Raw genomic sequence first — 18306 nt, forward strand, 5'->3', positions numbered from 1 at the left:
TCCGCCGGGGAATGCATATGCGAATGGTGATGTTGGGTAGTTGTGTGGTGGCGAGTGCCCGGGGAAGGAGGCGGCTGTGCCCGAGCAGAGCCCCGAGAACCACGTCATCGACTTCCGTGCGGCCGAGCAGTTGCTGGCGGCCCGCGACGCCCGTGGGGCGGTGAAGCTGCTGGACTCGGTCATCGCCGCCCACCCGGAGAACACCGCCGCGCGGCTGCTGCGCGCGCGGGCCTTTTTCCTGTCCGCGCAGCTGCGCCCGGCCGAGCTGGAGTTCCAGGTCGTCCTGGAGCGGGAGCCGGACAACGCGTACGCGCACTTCGCCCTCGGCCGCACCCTGGAGCGTTCCGGCCGCTCCGGCGAGGCGCTGCGGCACTTCCGGCTGGCGGCGGCGCTCGACCCCAAGCCCGACTACCTGCAGGCGGCCCGCTTCCCCGACCCGGCGTGAGCCAGGGTGGGTAGTTCGTCCGCTTTTGCGGCGAACACCCCTCGCGTCACATTGATCCGTATCGTCACTCCCGTTACCGTTCCGGGGCACGCGTTCTGACGCAGCCTCAACTGTCGGGAGCCGGCCGTGACTCGAGTGACCAGGCGGATGCTGCTGGGTTCCGCCGCCGCGACCGCGACGGGCGCGGTGTTCGCGACGGGGGCGGCGGGCGCGACCATGGCCGCCGCCTTCGACACCGCTCCCGCACGTGCCGCGCTGGGCCGGCTGCTGCCACGGCACGCGGGGCAGTTCCGGCTGGTCGCGCAAGGCCGGGGGAACGGCGGCAAGGACGGTGAACGGTCCGACCGCTTCCGGATCGCGGGTGCGCGGGGCCGTATCGAGGTGCACGGCACGTCCCCGGCCACACTGCTGTGCGGCGTGCGCTGGTACCTCAAGCACGTGTGCGGCGTGGGCGTCTCCTGGGTGGGCGACAGCCTGGACGCCCTGCCCGCGACGCTCCCGGCGCCGCCCCCGGGCGGCATCGCCCGCCGCGCCACCGTGCCGCACCGCTTCGTCCTCAACGACACCAACGACGGTTACACCGCCCCCTACGCCGACTGGTCGCGCTGGGAGCGCTTCATCGACGTCCTGGCACTGCACGGCTGCAACGAGGTGCTGGTGGTGGCCGGTGCGGAGGCCGTGTACCGGCGCGTGCTGCGCGAGTTCGGCTACTCCGACCAGGAGGCCCTGGCCTGGCTGCCGGCCCCGTCCCACCAGCCGTGGTGGCTGCTGCAGAACCTCTCCGGGTACGGCGGCCCGTTGACCGCGGGCATCGTCGATGCCCGCGCGGCGCTGGGCCGCAGGATCACCGCGCGGCTGCGGGAGTTGGGCATGGCCCCCGTGCTGCCGGGCTACTTCGGCACCGTCCCGGACGGCTTCGCCCGTCGCAACGCCGGGGCGCGCGTCGTCCCGCAGGGGACCTGGCACGGCTTCGCCCGTCCGGACTGGCTCGACCCGCGCACCGGCGCCTTCGCAGCGGTCGCCGCCTCCTTCTACCGCCACCAGGAACAGCTGTTCGGCGAGGCCGCGTACTTCAAGATGGACCTGCTCCACGAGGGCGGCACCGCGGGCGGGGTTCCCGTGGCCGCGGCCGCCCGCGGCGTCCAGGCGGCGCTGCGCGCGGCGCACCCCCGCGCCACTTGGGTGATCCTCGGCTGGGAGAAGAACCCGAGGGCCGACCTGCTGGAAGCGGTCGACAAGGAGCGGATGCTCGTCGTGGACGGCGTCTCCGACCGGTTCGCCTCGGTCACCGACCGCGAGCGGGACTGGGCGGGCACCCCGTACGCCTTCGGCTCCATCCCCAACTTCGGCGGCCGGACGACGATCGGCGCCAAGACCCATGTGTGGGCGGACCGCTTCTTCAGCTGGCGGGACAAGCCCGGCAGCGCCCTGGCCGGCACCTGCTACCTCCCGGAGGCCGCCGAGCGCGACCCGGCCGCCTTCGAGCTGTTCTGCGAACTGCCCTGGCACGAGCAGCGGGTGGACCTGCCGACCTGGTTCGACACCTACGCGCGGACCCGTTACGGCACCGAGGACGGCCAGGCACGCGTCGCCTGGCAGGCGCTGCGCCGCACCGCCTACCGGCACGACGCCCTGGAGCGCGCCGACGCCCACGACAGCCTCTTCACGGCCCGTCCCTCGCTGACCGCCGACTCCAGCAGCGTGTACGCGCCGAACGCCCTCACCTACGATCCCGCCGCCTTCGACGCGGCGTTCGCCGCGCTGCTGGCGGTGTCCGCCGGGGCACGCGGCAGCGACGCCTACCGCTACGACCTGACCGACGTCGCCCGGCAGGCCGTCGCCAACCGCAGCCGGCAGCTCCTGCCGCAACTGCGCGCCGCGTTCGCGCGCGGCGACGCGGCGGTCTTCCGCCAGTTGTCCGAGCTGTGGCTGCGGCTGATGCGGCTGGCCGACGAGGTCGCGGGCGGCCACCGGGCCTTCCTGCTCGGCCCCTGGCTCGCGGAGGCCCGGGCCTGGGGCGGGGCGGACGCGCAGCGCGCCAAACTCGAGCGCACCGCCCGGGTGCTGACCACCACCTGGGGCGGGCGCGCGACGTCGGTGTCGCTGCACGAGTACGCCAACCGTGACTGGAACGGGCTGGTCGCGGACTTCTACCTGCCGCGCTGGCGGACCTTCCTGGACGAGTGCGCGGCGGCCCTCACCACCCGCCGCACACCGCGGGCCGTCGACTGGTACCGCGCCGAGGAGCCCTGGACGAAGCGCGCCGGGCGCTACCCCACCCGGCCCATCGGCGACGCGCACACGCTCGCCCGGCGGGCCTACGAGATCCTTGCCGCGGCCCCCTACCAGGGCACGCTGACCGTGACCGCGGACCCGGTGACGCTGGTGCCGGGCGGCCGGGCCCTGGTCACCGCGGAGTTCGCCAACGCCAACGGGCTCGCCCCCACCGGCACGGTCGGCTTCTCCCTGACCACGGACGGGGTGCGGGCCGCACCGCGAGGGGCCCTGTCGCTGCCGCGCGTGGCGGCCGGCGGCACCGGCCGGGCGACCTGGCACGTCACCGCGCCCGAGGCGCGCCCCAAACGGCCGCTGTCGCCGCTGCGGTACGAGGCGCGGGCCGCGTACGAGCCGGTGCCGGGCGGCGCGCGGGTGCCCGCGGTCGCCGCGGGGGACCTGTACGTCGCGGGTCCGCTGGACCGTGCGTACCGGACCGTCAACGGCACCGGAGCCGTGTTCGGGCAGCTCGGCGACCGCTTCGCCATCGACGGCGCCGGGCGCGACCTGTGGAAGGGCACCGCCGAGTTCGCGGCGGTCCTGCGGCCCGGCGCGCTGCGGGACGGCGGGACGGTCACCACCCGTGTCGACAGCCAGGCCGAGACCGCCGCATGGGCGCGGGCCGGCATCGTCGTCCGCGACGACCTCGACGACCCGGACGCCCCGGGCTTCCTGAACCTGGCGGTGAGCCCCGGGCACGGGGTGACGCTGTCGTACGACTCCGACGGCGACGGCCTGCTGAACCGCTACCGGCGGCTCGCCGGCGTGCGGGCCCCGGTGCTGCTGAGGCTGCGCCGCAGCGGCCGTGCGTACACGGGGGAGTGCAGCACCGACGACGGGACGACGTGGCGGAAGGTCGCGACCGTGACCGTCCCGGCGGCGGCCCGGACCCAGGACGTGGGGCTCTTCATGACCGCGGGGAACGGCGGCACGGGCGACCACGGCCTGGTGGAGTTCACCGGCTTCCGCGTCAGCTGAGGCCGCCGGTTCCGCTGCCACCGCCGGTTCCGCCACCCGTGCCCATGGCGGCGACGAGGGCGGCCAGGGCGTCACCGAGCCGGTCCACTCCCTCGCCGGGGGCACCACCGGGCTCGCTCATGTACCCGTCCCTGCGGATCTCGACCATCAGCGCCGAGACCTCGCGGACCTCGCCGTAGTGCTTCAACGGCACATAGGTGCCGGCGAACGGCGAGTCGACACCGACCTCCCCGCACGGCGCGAAGGCATCGCGGGCGGCGTCCAGCAGCCAGGCCGGGGTGTGGAAGGCGTCGGTGCCCAGGCAGACGGCGGGGCGGGGCCCGTCGCCGTGCAACTCGTAGGGGAGTCGCGCGCCGGGGTAGGAGTGCACGTCGATGACGACCGCTCGCCCCGTGGCCTCCAGCCGGTCCTGCACGGCTGCCGTCATGGCGGCCGCGTACGGCTCGAAGTAGGCCTCCAGCAGGGCCCGTTCGTGCCGGGGGTCGTGCTCGCGCAGCGGCGCCCCGTGCGAGGTGCGGGTGTAGACGGCGCCCATGCCGACGGCGCGCATCTCCTCCCGCTCGTCCGGGAACCGCTCGGGGTCGACGACCAGCCGCGACAGCCGGTTGGTGAACTGCCAGGCCCCCGTCCGTCCGGCGGCGCGCGCCGCGATCAGGTCGGTGTACGAGTCCGTCATGTGGTCGAGCTCGGCCGTCAGTCCGGCGTCGTCCAGGAGGATGCGCTCACGGACGTGCCCGGGCACGGCGCGGGCGCTGTGCGGGACGTGGAGGAGCACCGGTGAGTCCGGCGCGCCCTCGGTGACGCGGAAAGTCGATTCGTCCATTTCTCCACCCCTCCCCGGCGCCCGCCGGTGTGACCTGCCGTCCCGCACGGCGGTGTGTTGAGGAACCCTCAGAACAGCGGCTCCGGCAGGACGCCCTCCAGGGCCAGCAACGAGCGCTTGATGTCGAGCATGCGCAGGCCCCCGCCGAAGCCGCCGATGCCCCCGTCGCTCTCCAGGACCCGGTGGCACGGGACGACGACGGGCAGCGGGTTGGCGCCCATGGCCACCCCGACGGCCCGGGCGGCGCCCGGCTCGCCGACCCGCTTGGCGAGGTCCTGGTAACCGACCACACTGCCGAACGGGACGCCGGCCGACAGCTCGCGCAGCACACGGCGGTTGAAGCCGGTCGTCAAGGACCAGTCGAGGTCGAGGTCGAAGGTGTGGCGCGTCCCGGCGAAGTACGCCTCCACCTGGCGTATCGCCTCGTCCAGCCGGGCCCCCGCGGCGCTCGCGGGACCGGGCCTGCGCGCGGGCACGGCGCCCAGCCGGGAGCAGATCCGCTCCAGCACGCCGGGCGCCTCCTCCTCCCCGGTCCGGAAGGCGACGTGGACCAGGCCCTGCCCGGTCGCGGCGAGCAGCAGCGGCCCGACCGGTGCCTCCAGCACCGACCAGGCGACCTCGGCGGAAGGGGTCTGTGGTTGCGTCACGGTCCCCAGCGTAGGACGGGGCACTGACAACCGGTCCCGGCCGGGGTCGCGCCGGGGATCCCACCGGGGTCCGGAAGGGCGACGGCAACCGGCCGCACGCCCCGCCACCCGGGAGGGTGGCCGTTCTCGACAGGTCTGTCACAAGCGGTAGTCGACCGGTTATGAGGGGGGATGGGGCGCGCATGACGCGAAACGACTTCACCCCGGCCGTCCGCCGGCTCGCCCGTGAACAGGACCGGGTCGCCACCGTCGCCCAGCTCGCCGCGGTGGGCGTGCCGCAGAGCAGGCTGCGGGAGTGGTGCCGCCCCGGCGGCCGGTGGCAGCGGCCGCTGCCCCGGGTGGTCGTCCTCCAGCCCGGTCCGCTCACCGCCGCGCAGCGGTCCAGGGCGGCTCTGGCCTTCGCCGGGTACCCGCAGGTCCCGGCCATGATCACCGGCGTGGCGGGGCTCGCCCTGCACGGCGTCGCCGTGGCCTCGCCGCCCTGCGGGCTCCCGGTGGTGGACGTGCTCGTCCCGAGCGAGCGCCGCATCCGCACCCACACCTGGGTGCGGGTCCACCACGGCCGCGGGCTCCCCGTGCCCGACACCCTGGACGGTGTGCCGGTGGCGCCGGTGGCCCGGGCGGCGGCCGACGGGGTACGGGAGTCCATCGACCCCGAGTGGGCCCTGGAAGTGGTCCGCGAACTGGTCATAGCGCTCGGCGTGCCCGCCCCCGCGCTCACCGCGGAACTGGGTGGCGCGGTACTCGCCCGGCGCCCCGCCGTGGCCGCCCTGCTCGACGCCATGGATCCCGGCCCGCGCGCCGCCTCCGCCGAGCCCATGGCCCGCGCCCTGGTGGCCCGGTCGGGACTCCGGCAGCCGCTGTGGCGTCCCACGCTCCAGCTCGACGGCGCCTTCCTGGGCTCGCCCGACGCGTACTGGGTGCGTGACGGCCTCGTCCTGGACCTCGGCCCGGGGACCGGGCGCGGCCGGCTGGAGTCGCGGGGTCTGCGCGTGCTGCGGGTCGCGCCCGCCGCGCTCACCCGCAGCCCCGCCGAGGTCGTCGCCGCCCTGCGCACCGCGCTCGCGGCCGGACCGTACGGCCCGCTGGACCGCATCACGGCACTGCCCGGGGCGATGTGACGTACGGGTGTCCGCGCGATGAAGTCGCCATGAGGCGGCCGCGCGGGGCGGGCCGGCGAGCCTAGCGTGTGTCAGCACGGGGGACGGAAGGAAGCGGGGGACCGGGGCGGCAAGGGGAGGGTGCCGTGAGCGGCACGTACGGAACGGTCAATGGCTTCACCTACGGATGGGCGACCCCTCTCGCGGGTTTCCTGATGGCCTGCTTAGGCGCCGCCCTCGGGCTGCGCTGCACGACCCGGGCCCTGGCCATGCACCCCTCGCGACGGGCCGGCTGGCTCGCGCTGGGTTCCGCGGCCATCGGCTCCGGCATCTGGACCATGCACTTCATCGCCATGATGGGGTTCACCGTCGGCGAGGTGCGGATCACCTACGACACGCTCGTCACCTTCGAGAGCCTGCTGGTCGCCGTCGTGGTCGTCGCTCTCGGGGTGTTCCTCGTCGGCTTCGTGGGCCGTACGCTCCCCGCCGTACTGGCCGGAGGCTGCGTCACGGGACTCGGCATCGCCGCCATGCACTACATGGGCATGCGGGGCATGCGGCTGCGCGGCGACCTGGAGTACACGCAGTCCACGGTGGTGCTGTCGGTCGGCGTCGCCGTCCTGGCCGCCACCGTCGCCCTGTGGTCGGCGGTCTCCGTCCGGCGCCTGTACGCCGGCGTGCTCGCCAGCCTCGTCCTGGGCTTCGCCGTCACCGCCATGCACTACATCGGCATGGCCGCGCTGACGGTGCATCTGCACAGCGGCGCGCGGGAGGGATCGAGCGGGGCGGGACCGGCCGCGTTCCTCGCCCCGGTGCTGATCGGGCCGGTCGTCTTCCTCTTCCTCGCGGGGGTCGTGGTGGCGCTGGACCCGCCCGTCGGCGACTTCGACCCCGAGTCAGAGCCCGAGCCCGCGCCCGCCCGCGGCCGCCGTTCCTCGCGGGCGGCCCGCTCCTCGCACGCCGCCCGGCCCTCACGCGTCCGCGAGCGCCCGCGCGAACGCCAGTGACCGCTGGTCGACCCCGCTGCACCGGGCCGGGGCCGTCCCCTTGGTGTCGTCCTCGCAGGGCCGGTCCCGGTCGGCCGACCACATGGACAGGCCGCCCAGCCCCTTGTCGCGGGCGAAGGCGGCCAGTGCGGCCGCGTCCCGCAGGGTGAACACCTCGCCCTGGATGTCGTTCACCCCGATCATCGGGGTCACCGAGAGGGTCCGCCACGCCGCGGCGTCCGGCAGGCCCAGCAGCGCCTTGAGCTGCCGGTGCGCCGCGGTGGCCGCCTGGATCGCGTACCGGCCCATGTCGCCGGTGTACGTCTCCCCGTAGTCCATCGCCATGATGTTGACCGCGTCGACGCGTACCCCTTGGTGCCGGGCGTCCGCGAGCAGCGCGGAGGCCTCAGGGGTCAGCCCGGACGGCATCACGGGCAGCGTGAAGGAGACCGACAGCGTCCGGCCTTCCCGCTCGGCCTCCCGCTGGAGGCGGGCGACGGCGCGCGCCCGGCGGGTGCCGGCGGCGGTGTCCGCCAGGTCGTCGCCCTCGACGTCGAAGTCGACCCCGGTCAGCCGGTAACGCCCGATCACGTCGGCGTAGGCGGCCGCGAGTTCGTCCACGCCGTCGCAGGCGCCGGCGAGTTCCGTGCCGTCGGCGCCGCCGAACGAGACCCGCACGTCGCGGCCGGCGGCCCGCAGCGCGGCGATCCGGCCCGCCAGGTCGCCGTGGGCGATGCCGTCGCGCCCGTCCCAGGTCGGGGCGCAGTCACCGCGCGCGGTCACGAACCCGAGGGTGAAACCGTCGGCCCCGGTCCTGCGGGCGGCGTCCGCCATGTCGTACGCGGTGGAACGCGAGGCGTCCACGTAGGGGGTGAAGGCCACCTCGGCCACCGGTTCCCTCCCCTCGGGCGCGTGGCGCGCCGGGGAGCCGGCGGGCTCGGTGCCGGTGAGGAGGGAGGCGGTCGTGGCGGCGACGGCGACCGCCACGAGTCCGGTGATCAGCTGTGCCGCGCGGCTCTTCATGACGGAGAGACTATCTGCCCCGGGAATTTCGGATCACGCTTTCCTTGAATTGAGTGAATGGGGTCTCGGGTCATTCGTGGGATTAATGCGGAAGCGAATCCGCGGAATTCATGGAGAGAAATTACTGCTAGCATTCCGCCCATGCATTCCCTCTCCCGACGGGCGTGTCCCCGTGGGCGGTCCACGGAGGAAGGGCCCGTATTCGTCGATGCGTCGGGCCGCCGGGCGCGCATTATCCGGCGCGCCGGACTGGCCGTCGGGATCGCCTGCGCGGGATATGCCGTGCTGCTGGGGGTGGCTTTCGCGGGAGGCACCCCCTTCGCGCCCGAGACCCTGATTCCGGGCGCCGACGTCCCCGAAGGCGCGTCGGCGCAGGCCGAGGCGGGTGGAAGAACCGGGGGTACCGCAGAACGCGTCGCGAGCGCCCCTGCCGCCGCTCACGCCCCCGCCCCGGCGGCCCGCGGCCCCGCCGCCGTGCCCACCGTCGTCGCGGCCGCCGAGGTCACCCCCTCCGCCACCGGGCGCCGCGCCACGGCCTCGGCGACCCCCTCCGCCGGCCCCGGCGGCACCGCGACGGCGAGCGCCTCCCCGCGGCCCACGTCCGCGCGCACCCCCACGGCCACCGCCTCGCCGTCCGCCTCCGTCCCCGTGACACCCGGGCCGGACACCCCCGCCTTCCCCCCGGGCGACGCCGGCGGCGACCCGGTGCCCGGCGACGGCTGGGACGACTGAGCGGCCATGGTGCGGACGGCCCGGCACGCGGCACCCGGCGCGATCACCAAGGTGGCGTCGGCCGGCCGGCAGGCCGTGCCCAGACCTCGCGTGGTCATGGCCGTGCTGGGGCTGTTCGCGCTCGTGTGCGTGATGCTGCTGGACGGTTACCTGCACTCGGAGATCGGCAACGACAGACGCGTCCACGAGTCCGGGAGCGCGAGCCGGGTGCCCGCCTCCGTCCTCGAGGGCGGCCCCGTGCTGACCTTCGGCGCCGACGGCGAGCCCGTCAGCCACACCCTGCCGCCCCGGACGATCGCGCTCACCTTCGACGACGGCCCGGACCCCCGGTGGACCGCGAAGGTGCTCGCGGTGCTGCGCGAGCACGACGTGCCGGGCACCTTCTTCGTCGTCGGCCAGATGGCCGCCCGGTACCCCGCGCTCATCCGCGACATCGTCGACTCCGGCGGCGAGATCGGCGTCCACACCTTCTCCCACGTCGACCTGGCGTACCAGGACAGGGCCAGGATCGACCGGGAACTCGCCCAGACCCAGCTGGCGCTCGCGGGCGCGGCGGGCATCACGACCTCGCTCTTCCGCGCCCCGTACTCCTCCGAGCCCGACGCCGTCGACGACACCACGTGGCCCGTCTACCGCTACCTCGGCACCAAGGGCTACATCAGCGCCTTCGTCGACACCGACAGCGAGGACTGGCGGCGCCCCGGTGTCGCCGCCATCGTCCGTGACGCCACCCCCAGGGGCGGCAAGGGCGCCTCCGTGCTCTTCCACGACGCCGGTGGCGACCGCTCCCAGACCGTGGAGGCGCTCGGCACGTACATCGACACCATGAAGGCGAAGGGCTACACCTTCACGACGCTGACCGCGAGCCTGGGCGCCACGACCGCCAACCACCGGGCGAGCGGCGCCGAGTTGTGGCAGGGGCGCGCCCTGATCGGGGTCGTGGCGCTGGCCGAGTTCACCATGCCCGTCCTGTTCTGGCTGCTCGTCGTGGTCGGCGTCGCCGTCCTGGCCCGCTTCGCCCTGATGCTCGTCCTCGCCCGCCGGCACGCCAGGATCCGCGGCCGCCGCCGCTTCAGCTGGGGGCCCGCGGTCACCGAACCGGTCAGCGTCATCGTGCCCGCCTACAACGAGAAGGAGTGCATCGCCAACACCGTCGGCTCGCTCGCGGCCAGCACCCACCCGGTGGAGATCGTCGTCGTGGACGACGGCTCGACCGACGGCACCGCCGCCATCGTCGAGGCGATGGGCCTGCCCCAGGTGCGTGTCGTGCGCCAGGAGAACGCGGGCAAGCCCGCCGCGCTCAACCGCGGCCTGGAGCACGCCCGTCACGACCTCGTCGTGATGATGGACGGCGACACCGTCTTCGAGCCCGGCACCGTGCACCGGCTCGTGCAGCCCTTCGCCGATCCACGGGTCGGCGCCGTCGCGGGCAACGCCAAGGTCGGCAACCGCGGCACGGTGATCGGGGCCTGGCAGCACATCGAGTACGTGATGGGCTTCAACCTCGACCGGCGCATGTACGACCTGCTCAGCTGCATGCCCACCGTCCCGGGCGCCGTCGGCGGCTTCCGCCGCGCCGCGCTGCTCGAGGCCGGGGGCATGAGCGGGGACACCCTCGCCGAGGACACCGACGTCACCATCGCGCTGCACCGCGCGGGCTGGCGCGTGGTGTACGCCGAGCACGCCCGCGCCTGGACCGAGGCACCGGGCAGCATCGGCCAGTTGTGGCGGCAGCGCTACCGCTGGAGCTACGGCACCATGCAGGCGCTGTGGAAGCACCGGCGCTCCCTGGTGGACCGCGGGCCCTCGGGACGCTTCGGCCGGGTCGGCATGCCGCTGGTCGTGCTCTTCCAGATCGTCACGCCCCTCTTCGCGCCGCTGATCGACCTCCTGACCGTCTACGGCGCCGTCTTCGTCGCCCCGGTCAGGTCGCTCCTCGCCTGGGCCGCGCTGATGTCCGTCCAGCTGCTGTGCGCGGCCTACGCCTTCCGCCTGGACCGCGAGCACTACCGCCACCTGCTGATGCTGCCGCTGCAGCAGATCGTCTACCGGCAGCTGATGTACCTGGTCCTGATCCACTCCTGCGTCACGGCCATGACCGGAGGCCGGCTGCGCTGGCAGAAGCTCGAGCGCACCGGCGAGGTCAACTCCCCACAGGCGTCCGCGGGAGCCGCCCGGTGACCGCGTCCGACGCCTCCCTGCCCCTGCCCCGGCCCGGGACCTCCGGCCGGCACGCCGCCCGCCGCGGCGCGCGGGCGGTCGCCGCCGCCACCACCGTCCCGGGCGCCCGCGACCGGTACCTGGACCTGCTGCGCGCCCTGGCGCTCGTCCGCGTCGTGACGTACCACACGTTCGGCTGGGCGTGGCTGAGCCTGGTCTTCCCCTCCCTCGGCGTGATGTTCGCCCTCGCGGGCTCGTTCATGGCGCGGTCGCTGGAGAAGCGGCCCGCGCTGCCGGTGGTGCGGCGGCGGCTGCGCAGGCTCCTGCCGCCGCTGTGGTGCCTCGGCGCCGTCCTGGTCCCGGCGATGCTGCTCCACGGCTGGTCGCCCGGAGAGCACCCCGCGGGGCGCTGGTGGGCGCAGCTGCTGTGGTGGGTGGTGCCGCTGGCGGACCCGCCGGGCAGCGTCTGGGCCGAACAGGCCACGGGGGTCCTGTGGTACGTGCGCGCCTACCTGTGGTTCGTCCTGCTCTCGCCGCTGCTGCTGCGCGTGTTCCGGCGGTCACCCACCGCCGTGCTCGTCGCCTCCCTCGCCCCGGTCGTGCTCCTGCAGACGCTCCGGATCCCGCCGGAGGGCGGGGCCGGGAGCACCGTCACCGATCTGGCGACCTTCCTCACCTGCTGGCTGCTCGGCTTCGCCCACCGCGACGGACTGCTGGACCGCGCGCGGGCGGGTCTGGTGCCGGTCCTTGCCGCCGTCGCCATGGCGGCCGGCGGCTGGTGGGCCTGGTCCCACCGTGCGGACGGCTCGTACGACCTCAACGAGATCCCGCTCGCCCAGGCCCTGTGGTCGGCCGGTTTCGTCCTGCTCCTGCTGCGCTTCCGGCCGGGCGCCGGCCCGGCCGGGCGGCTCCGGACGCTGGACCGGGCGGCGCGGATCGTCAGCGCACGGGCCGTGACCGTCTACCTGTGGCACGAGGTCGCCCTCATGCTCAGCGTCCCCCTGATCGACCTGATGTGGCGGGTCAGGCTCCTCGAGCTGTCGCTGCCGCTGGACAGCACCTGGTTCCAGTTCGCGGTGGCCTGGGTGCTGATCGCGGTGGCGGTGCTGCTCCTGGGCGGGGTGGAGGACCTCGCCGCGGGGCGCCGGCCCCGGCTCCTGCCCTGACCCGGGCCGGTCGGGACCGGTTGTCGGTGGGGGGTCGTACCGTTGACCCATGCGGCCCGTATCAGACATCGAACGCAGTGTGGCGCCCTTCGAGGTCGTCAGCCCCTTCCAGCCCAGCGGCGACCAGCCGACCGCCATCGACGACCTCGAGCGGCGCATCCGCGCGGGCGAGAACGACGTCGTCCTGCTCGGCGCGACGGGCACGGGGAAGTCGGCGACCACGGCGTGGATGATCGAGCGGTTGCAGCGCCCGACCCTGGTCATGGCGCCCAACAAGACCCTGGCCGCCCAGCTGGCGAACGAGTTCCGCGAGCTGCTGCCGAACAACGCGGTCGAGTACTTCGTGTCGTACTACGACTACTACCAGCCCGAGGCCTACGTCCCGCAGACGGACACCTACATCGAGAAGGACTCCTCGATCAACGAGGAGGTCGAGCGGCTGCGCCACTCCACCACCAACTCGCTGCTGACCCGCCGCGACGTGGTCGTGGTCGCCTCGGTGTCCTGCATCTACGGCCTGGGCACCCCCCAGGAGTACATCGACCGCATGGTGCGGCTCAAGGTCGGCCAGGAGATCGACCGGGACGCGCTGCTGCGCAAGTTCGTCGACATCCAGTACGCGCGCAACGACGTGGCGTTCACCCGCGGCACCTTCCGGGTGCGCGGCGACACCATCGAGATCTTCCCGGTCTACGAGGAGCTCGCCGTCCGCATCGAGATGTTCGGCGACGAGATCGAGGCCCTGTACACGCTGCACCCGCTCACCGGCGAGATCATCACCGACGACCAGCAGCTGTACGTCTTCCCCGCCACCCACTACGTCGCCGGCCCCGAGCGCATGGAGCGCGCCATCGCCGGCATCGAGAAGGAGCTCGGCGAGCAGCTCGCGGTCATGGAGAAGCAGGGCAAGCTGCTGGAGGCCCAGCGGCTGCGGATGCGCACCACGTACGACATCGAGATGATGCGGCAGATCGGCACCTGCTCCGGCATCGAGAACTACTCGCGGCACATCGACGGCCGCGAGGCGGGCTCCGCCCCCGACACCCTCATCGACTACTTCCCCGAGGACTTCCTCCTCGTCATCGACGAGTCGCACGTCACCGTGCCGCAGATCGGCGCCATGTACGAGGGCGACGCCTCCCGCAAGCGCACCCTGGTCGACCACGGCTTCCGCCTGCCCTCCGCCCTCGACAACCGCCCGCTGAAGTGGGAGGAGTTCCTGGGACGCGTCGGGCAGACCGTCTACCTGTCGGCCACCCCGGGCAAGTACGAGCTCTCCCGCGGCGACGGCGTCGTCGAGCAGATCATCCGCCCGACCGGCCTGGTCGACCCCGAGGTCATCGTCAAGCCCACCAAGGGGCAGATCGACGACCTGGTGCACGAGATCCGGCTGCGCGCCGAGCGCGACGAGCGCGTCCTGGTCACCACCCTCACCAAGAAGATGTCCGAGGACCTCACCGACTACATGCTGGAACTCGGCATCCAGGTGCGGTACCTGCACAGCGACATCGACACGCTGCGCCGGGTGGAGCTGCTGCGCGACCTGCGGGCGGGCGAGTTCGACGTCCTGGTCGGCATCAACCTGCTCCGCGAGGGCCTGGACCTGCCCGAGGTGTCGCTGGTCGCCATCCTCGACGCCGACAAGGAGGGCTTCCTGCGCTCGGGCACCTCCCTGATCCAGACCATCGGCCGCGCGGCGCGCAACGTCTCCGGCCAGGTCCACATGTACGCCGACAAGATCACCCCGGCGATGGAGAGGGCCATCGAGGAGACCAACCGGCGCCGGGCCAAGCAGATCGCGTACAACGAGGAGAGGGGCATCGACCCGCAGCCGCTGCGGAAGAAGATCGCCGGCATCCTGGACTCCTTCGCCCGCGAGGACGCCGACACCGAGGAGCTGCTGGGCTCCGGCCGCCAGCGCTCGCGCGGCAAGGCGCCGGTGCCGGGCCTGTCCGCCAAGGCGGGGGAGAAGCGGGCCGCCAAGAGCCTGCCCGCGGCCGAACTGGCCGAGCTCATCGGCGAGCTGACCGACCAGATGCACGCCGCCGCCGCGGATCTCCAGTTCGAGGTCGCGGCCCGGCTGCGCGACGAGGTGGGCGAGTTGAAGAAGGAGCTGCGGCAGATGCGGGAGGCCGGCGTGGCCTGACCGTACCGGCTGTCGAATCTCTTGCCGAACCACGGTGCCCTACCCGTGCGTCTCCCCATAGGGTGCGGAGCAACCGCACGACGGCAAAACGGTTGAGAGGGGACAGCGCGTGACGGTCAACATGACCAAGGGTCAGAAGATCAGCCTGCAGAAGTCGGACGGGGGGACGCTTTCGTCGGTCCGCATGGGGCTCGGCTGGCAGGCCGCCCCGCGGCGCGGTCTCTTCGGTTCCCGCACCCGGGAGATCGACCTCGACGCCTCCGCGGTCCTGTTCGCCGACAAGCAGCCCGTGGACGTGGTGTTCTTCCGTCACCTCGTCAGCGACGACGGCTCGGTCCGGCACACCGGCGACAACCTCGTCGGCGGTGCCGGACAGGGTGGCGACGACGAGTCGATCCTGGTCGACCTGCAGCGGGTGCCGGTGCACATCGACCAGATCGTCTTCACCGTCAACTCCTTCACCGGGCAGACCTTCCAGGAGGTGCAGAACGCCTTCTGCCGCCTGGTCGACGAGACCAACGGGCAGGAACTCGCCCGCTACACCCTGACCGGGGGCGGTGGCTACACCGCGCAGATCATGGCGAAGGTCCAGCGCAACGGTGACGGCTGGTCGATGACCGCGATCGGCTCCCCGGCCAACGGCCGCACGTTCCAGGACCTCATGCCGGCGATCCTGCCGGCGCTCTGACCGCACAGGGGGGCGCGGGCATGACCATCGAGCTGGTCCACGGGCAGAACCATCCGCTTCCCGGCACCTCGCTGGTGGTACGGGTGTCGGCCGGCACGCCGGTGGTGGCCGGCGTCTCGCTGGGTGACGGGCAGGGGCGCGTGAGCGGCCCCGGGTCCGTCGCCCACCCCGGGGCGCCGCGGCTGCCGGGCATCGAGGTGCCCTCGGGCCTCGCCGCCGAGCAGCGCGTCACCGCCGACCTGGCGGCCGTGCCGGCGGATGTGGACCGCGTCCACGTCCTGCTGGCGCTGCCACCGGTAGCGGGGGCACCGACCCGCTTCGGGGCCTGCCCCGCGCCCCATCTGACCGTCGCCGGCCCCGACGGGGCGCCGGTCGTGAGCTTCACCGTCACCGGGCTCGGCGCCGAGGCCGCGATCGTCGCCCTGGAGCTCTACCGCCGCCAGGGCGCCTGGAAGGTGCGGGCGCTCGGCCAGGGGTACGGCGGCGGGCTGGCGGAGCTGCTGCGCGACCAGGGGCTGGGCCGCCCCGAGGCGGACGCCGTGGCCGCGCGCGTGGCGGACGCCGTACGCCCCGCGCCCACGGTGCCCACCGCACCCTCCCCCGCGCCGCCCCCGCCCCCCGTTCCCCCGACCCCGCCCCCCGCGGACTCCGTGCCGCACACGGTGCCCCCGGCCTCCGGGCCCGTCGCGGGTGACGCCGCGGGCTGGAGCATGGAGGAACGGCTCTACAACCAGGTCTGGGGCATGTTCGAGGACCTGGCCCGCACCATCGCGGCGTACCGCAGCGCCGTCGACTTCGCCGAGTCCCGGCTCGACCAGGAGCTGGACACGCTCCTCGCCGACCCCCGCACCCGGGTCGGCCCCGCCGCCGAGGCCGCCCGCGACCAGGCCAGGGCCCGCCAGGCCGAGCTGGTGGACCGGGCGCGTGCCGTGCTCGACCGCGACCTGGCCCAGCTCATCGCAGAGGCCGAGGTGGTCGAGCCCGCCCTGCCGCCGCCCTACGCCGGCTGGGAGAGCCCGGTCTGGCACGGCTACCGCGCCCCCGCCGAGCCGCCGATGGCGGTCCGGCTCGGCGACCTCCACCTGCCCGAGCGCCCGGAGCTGCGCGTCCCCCTGCTGGTACGGCTGCCGCTGGAGCGCGGGCTGTGGGTGGACAGCGCCCAGGACCGCCGCCGTGCCGTGGACGTGGCCGTGGCGCTCGCCGCCCGCCTGCTGGCCTCCCACCCGGCGGGGGAGTGCGCCGTCCACGTCATCGACCCGGCGGGCTCCGCCGGGACGGCGCTGGCCCCGTTCACGGACTCCGGCGCGCTGCGCGAGCCGCCCGCCACCGGCGCCGCCGGGGTGGCGGCCCTGCTCGCCCGGCTCACCGAGCGGGTCGACCTGGTGCAGATGGCCCTGCGCGCCGACGTCCCCTTCGAGGTCCCCCCGGGTGTCGACCCGGCCCGCCAGGTGCTGGTCGTCAACGACTTCCCGTACGGCTTCGACGACCGGACGGTCAACCAGCTGCGCTACCTCGCCGACGAGGGCCCGCAGGTCGGCGTCCACCTGGTCCTGGTCGCCGACCGCGAGGACGCCCGCGAGTACGGTCCGCTCCTCGACCCGCTGTGGCGCTCGATGCTGCGGCTGACCCCGCAGCCCGACGACCACCTCGCCGACCCCTGGGTGGGCCACGCCTGGACGTACGAACCGCTGCTGGCCCCGGCCGGCAGCGCGGTCCTGTCGCAGGTGCTGCGCCAGGTGGCCGCCGCGCGCCGGACCTACGACCCGGGCCGCCACTGACCGGCTGCCGACCGGTCCCACGAGGCCTCGGCACACCGTCCTGATTGACCATCACTTTACTCTCTTTACCTTTCCTTGGGATTTCATGTACTCTTCTTTACGCGGAGGGGAGTACTCCCTGCTTGCGGTGCATCCCGTCATCACGGGCCGGAACGGCCCCGGGACACCGGCCCCGGCCTGACGGCCCGGGTGGAAGAGACCTCCGGCAGCGACAACGCTGACAATCGCCAGCCCATCTGCCGGAGGCATCGCGTGGATGTATCCCTGACCCTGTGGGTGCTGACCATCGCCGGTCTGTGCGCCCTGATCGCCGCCGACTTCTTCATCGGGCGCAAGCCCCATGAGGTGTCCGTCAAGGAAGCCGGGACCTGGACCGTCGTCTGGATCGTCCTGGCCGCCCTGTTCGGGCTCGGCCTGCTGTTCTTCGCCGGCGGGCAGCCCGCGGGCGAGTTCTTCGCCGGCTACATCACCGAGAAGTCGCTCAGCGTCGACAACCTCTTCGTCTTCGTCCTGATCATGGCGAAGTTCGCGGTGCCGTCCCAGTACCAGCAGCGCGTGCTGCTCTTCGGCGTGCTCATCGCGCTCGTCCTGCGAGCGGCCTTCATCGCCGCCGGCGCCGCCATCATCGCCAGCTTCTCCTGGGTCTTCTTCATCTTCGGCGCCTTCCTCATCTGGACCGCGTGGAAGCTGGTCCAGGAGGCCCGGGCCGAGGAGCACGACGAGGAGTTCGAGGAGAACCGGCTGCTCAAGGCCGCCGAGCGCCGCTTCGGCGTCGCCGACCGCTACCACGGCACCAAGCTCTTCATCCAGCAGAACGGCAAGCGGATCATGACCCCGATGCTGGTGGTCATGCTGGCGATCGGCACCACCGACGTCCTGTTCGCACTGGACTCCATCCCGGCGATCTTCGGCCTGACCCAGGACCCGTACATCGTCTTCACCGCCAACGCCTTCGCCCTGATGGGCCTGCGGCAGCTGTACTTCCTCATCGGCGGTCTGCTGAAGAAGCTGGTACACCTCTCCTACGGGCTGTCGATCATCCTCGGCTTCATCGGCGTGAAGCTCGTGCTCCACGCCCTCCACGAGGCGGGGGTCCACGTCCCCGAGATCAGCATCCCGTTCTCCCTCGGCTTCATCGTCGTGGTCCTCGCCGTCACCACGGTCACCAGCCTCATGGCGTCGAAGAAGCAGGCGGCCGCGGACAAGCGCGACGAGGAGCACATCGACGCCTGACCCACGGCTCCTCAGCCCGGACGGGGTGCGCGGCGGCCCGCCGCGCCCCCCGCGGGGGCGGACCCGGGCGCCGCGGCCCCCGTCTGCCGCAGCGGCGCCGGGCAGCCGAGGCGGAGCCGGGGGGGGC

At 73.6% G+C, this 18306-nt stretch carries 14 protein-coding genes; 11 read left to right on the plus strand and 3 right to left on the minus strand.

The window, feature by feature from the left end; translation table 11 throughout:
• Nucleotides 1-76: 76 nt before the first annotated feature.
• Both ACFV3E_RS02240 and ACFV3E_RS02245 read left to right on the plus strand, forming a co-directional pair.
• Nucleotides 77-445, plus strand: coding sequence for a tetratricopeptide repeat protein (locus ACFV3E_RS02240; RefSeq protein ID WP_499511258.1), 369 nt, complete (start codon nt 77-79; stop codon nt 443-445).
• A gap of 147 nt (nt 446-592) precedes the next feature.
• A complete protein-coding gene (locus ACFV3E_RS02245) occupies nt 593-3697 on the plus strand; it encodes an alpha-N-acetylglucosaminidase (protein ID WP_500532995.1) in 3105 nt (1034 codons plus the stop codon).
• On the opposite strand, the gene ACFV3E_RS02250 is transcribed toward ACFV3E_RS02245, so the two are convergent.
• The gene (locus tag ACFV3E_RS02250; protein WP_500532962.1) at nt 3690-4520 is read right to left on the minus strand and encodes an N-formylglutamate amidohydrolase; all 831 of its coding nucleotides are present in this window, start codon (nt 4518-4520) and stop codon (nt 3690-3692) included. The genes ACFV3E_RS02245 and ACFV3E_RS02250 overlap by 8 nt on opposite strands.
• Before the next feature lie 68 nt (nt 4521-4588).
• Complete coding sequence (locus ACFV3E_RS02255) at nt 4589-5167, minus strand: methylated-DNA--[protein]-cysteine S-methyltransferase (RefSeq protein ID WP_500532963.1); 579 nt, start codon at nt 5165-5167, stop codon at nt 4589-4591.
• Nucleotides 5168-5349: 182 nt separating this feature from the next.
• On the opposite strand from ACFV3E_RS02255, the gene ACFV3E_RS02260 reads away from it, so the two are divergent.
• Together ACFV3E_RS02260 and ACFV3E_RS02265 are read left to right on the plus strand one after the other, a co-directional pair.
• Nucleotides 5350-6288, plus strand: a complete 939-nt coding sequence (locus tag ACFV3E_RS02260) for a hypothetical protein (protein ID WP_500532964.1) — start codon at nt 5350-5352, stop codon at nt 6286-6288.
• A gap of 125 nt (nt 6289-6413) precedes the next feature.
• Nucleotides 6414-7274: an MHYT domain-containing protein gene (locus ACFV3E_RS02265; protein WP_500370173.1), complete on the plus strand. Its 861-nt coding sequence runs from the start codon at nt 6414-6416 to the stop codon at nt 7272-7274.
• Here ACFV3E_RS02265 and ACFV3E_RS02270 read toward each other — a convergent pair.
• Nucleotides 7239-8276 carry a chitinase gene (locus ACFV3E_RS02270; RefSeq protein WP_500532965.1) on the minus strand — a complete coding sequence of 346 codons (1038 nt, stop codon included), beginning with the start codon at nt 8274-8276 and terminating at the stop codon, nt 7239-7241. The two genes, ACFV3E_RS02265 and ACFV3E_RS02270, sit on opposite strands and share 36 nt — an antisense overlap.
• A gap of 294 nt (nt 8277-8570) precedes the next feature.
• Between ACFV3E_RS02270 and ACFV3E_RS02275 the strand changes: the two genes are divergently transcribed.
• The 7 genes from ACFV3E_RS02275 (at nt 8571) to ACFV3E_RS02305 (ending at nt 18179) form a co-directional block, all read left to right on the plus strand.
• A complete protein-coding gene (locus ACFV3E_RS02275) occupies nt 8571-9008 on the plus strand; it encodes a hypothetical protein (RefSeq protein WP_500532966.1) in 438 nt (145 codons plus the stop codon).
• Nucleotides 9009-9014: 6 nt separating this feature from the next.
• The gene (locus tag ACFV3E_RS02280; protein ID WP_500532967.1) at nt 9015-11189 is read left to right on the plus strand and encodes a bifunctional polysaccharide deacetylase/glycosyltransferase family 2 protein; all 2175 of its coding nucleotides are present in this window, start codon (nt 9015-9017) and stop codon (nt 11187-11189) included.
• Nucleotides 11186-12334 carry an acyltransferase family protein gene (locus ACFV3E_RS02285; RefSeq protein WP_500532968.1) on the plus strand — a complete coding sequence of 383 codons (1149 nt, stop codon included), beginning with the start codon at nt 11186-11188 and terminating at the stop codon, nt 12332-12334. The genes ACFV3E_RS02280 and ACFV3E_RS02285 overlap by 4 nt, the downstream gene beginning before the upstream one ends.
• Nucleotides 12335-12383: 49 nt before the next feature.
• Entirely contained in the window at nt 12384-14480 is a 2097-nt protein-coding gene (gene uvrB, locus ACFV3E_RS02290) for an excinuclease ABC subunit UvrB (protein WP_500532969.1), read from the plus strand.
• Nucleotides 14481-14589: 109 nt separating this feature from the next.
• Complete coding sequence (locus tag ACFV3E_RS02295; protein WP_499511249.1) at nt 14590-15168, plus strand: TerD family protein; 579 nt, start codon at nt 14590-14592, stop codon at nt 15166-15168.
• Between the two features lie 20 nt (nt 15169-15188).
• Nucleotides 15189-16946, plus strand: a complete 1758-nt coding sequence (locus tag ACFV3E_RS02300) for a TerD family protein (protein WP_500532970.1) — start codon at nt 15189-15191, stop codon at nt 16944-16946.
• 252 nt (nt 16947-17198) lie between these two features.
• The gene (locus tag ACFV3E_RS02305; protein WP_500327216.1) at nt 17199-18179 is read left to right on the plus strand and encodes a TerC/Alx family metal homeostasis membrane protein; all 981 of its coding nucleotides are present in this window, start codon (nt 17199-17201) and stop codon (nt 18177-18179) included.
• Nucleotides 18180-18306 lie beyond the last annotated feature (127 nt).

The organism is Streptomyces sp. NPDC059718, assembly GCF_042733315.1.
In the GTDB taxonomy this organism is placed as follows: domain Bacteria; phylum Actinomycetota; class Actinomycetes; order Streptomycetales; family Streptomycetaceae; genus Actinacidiphila.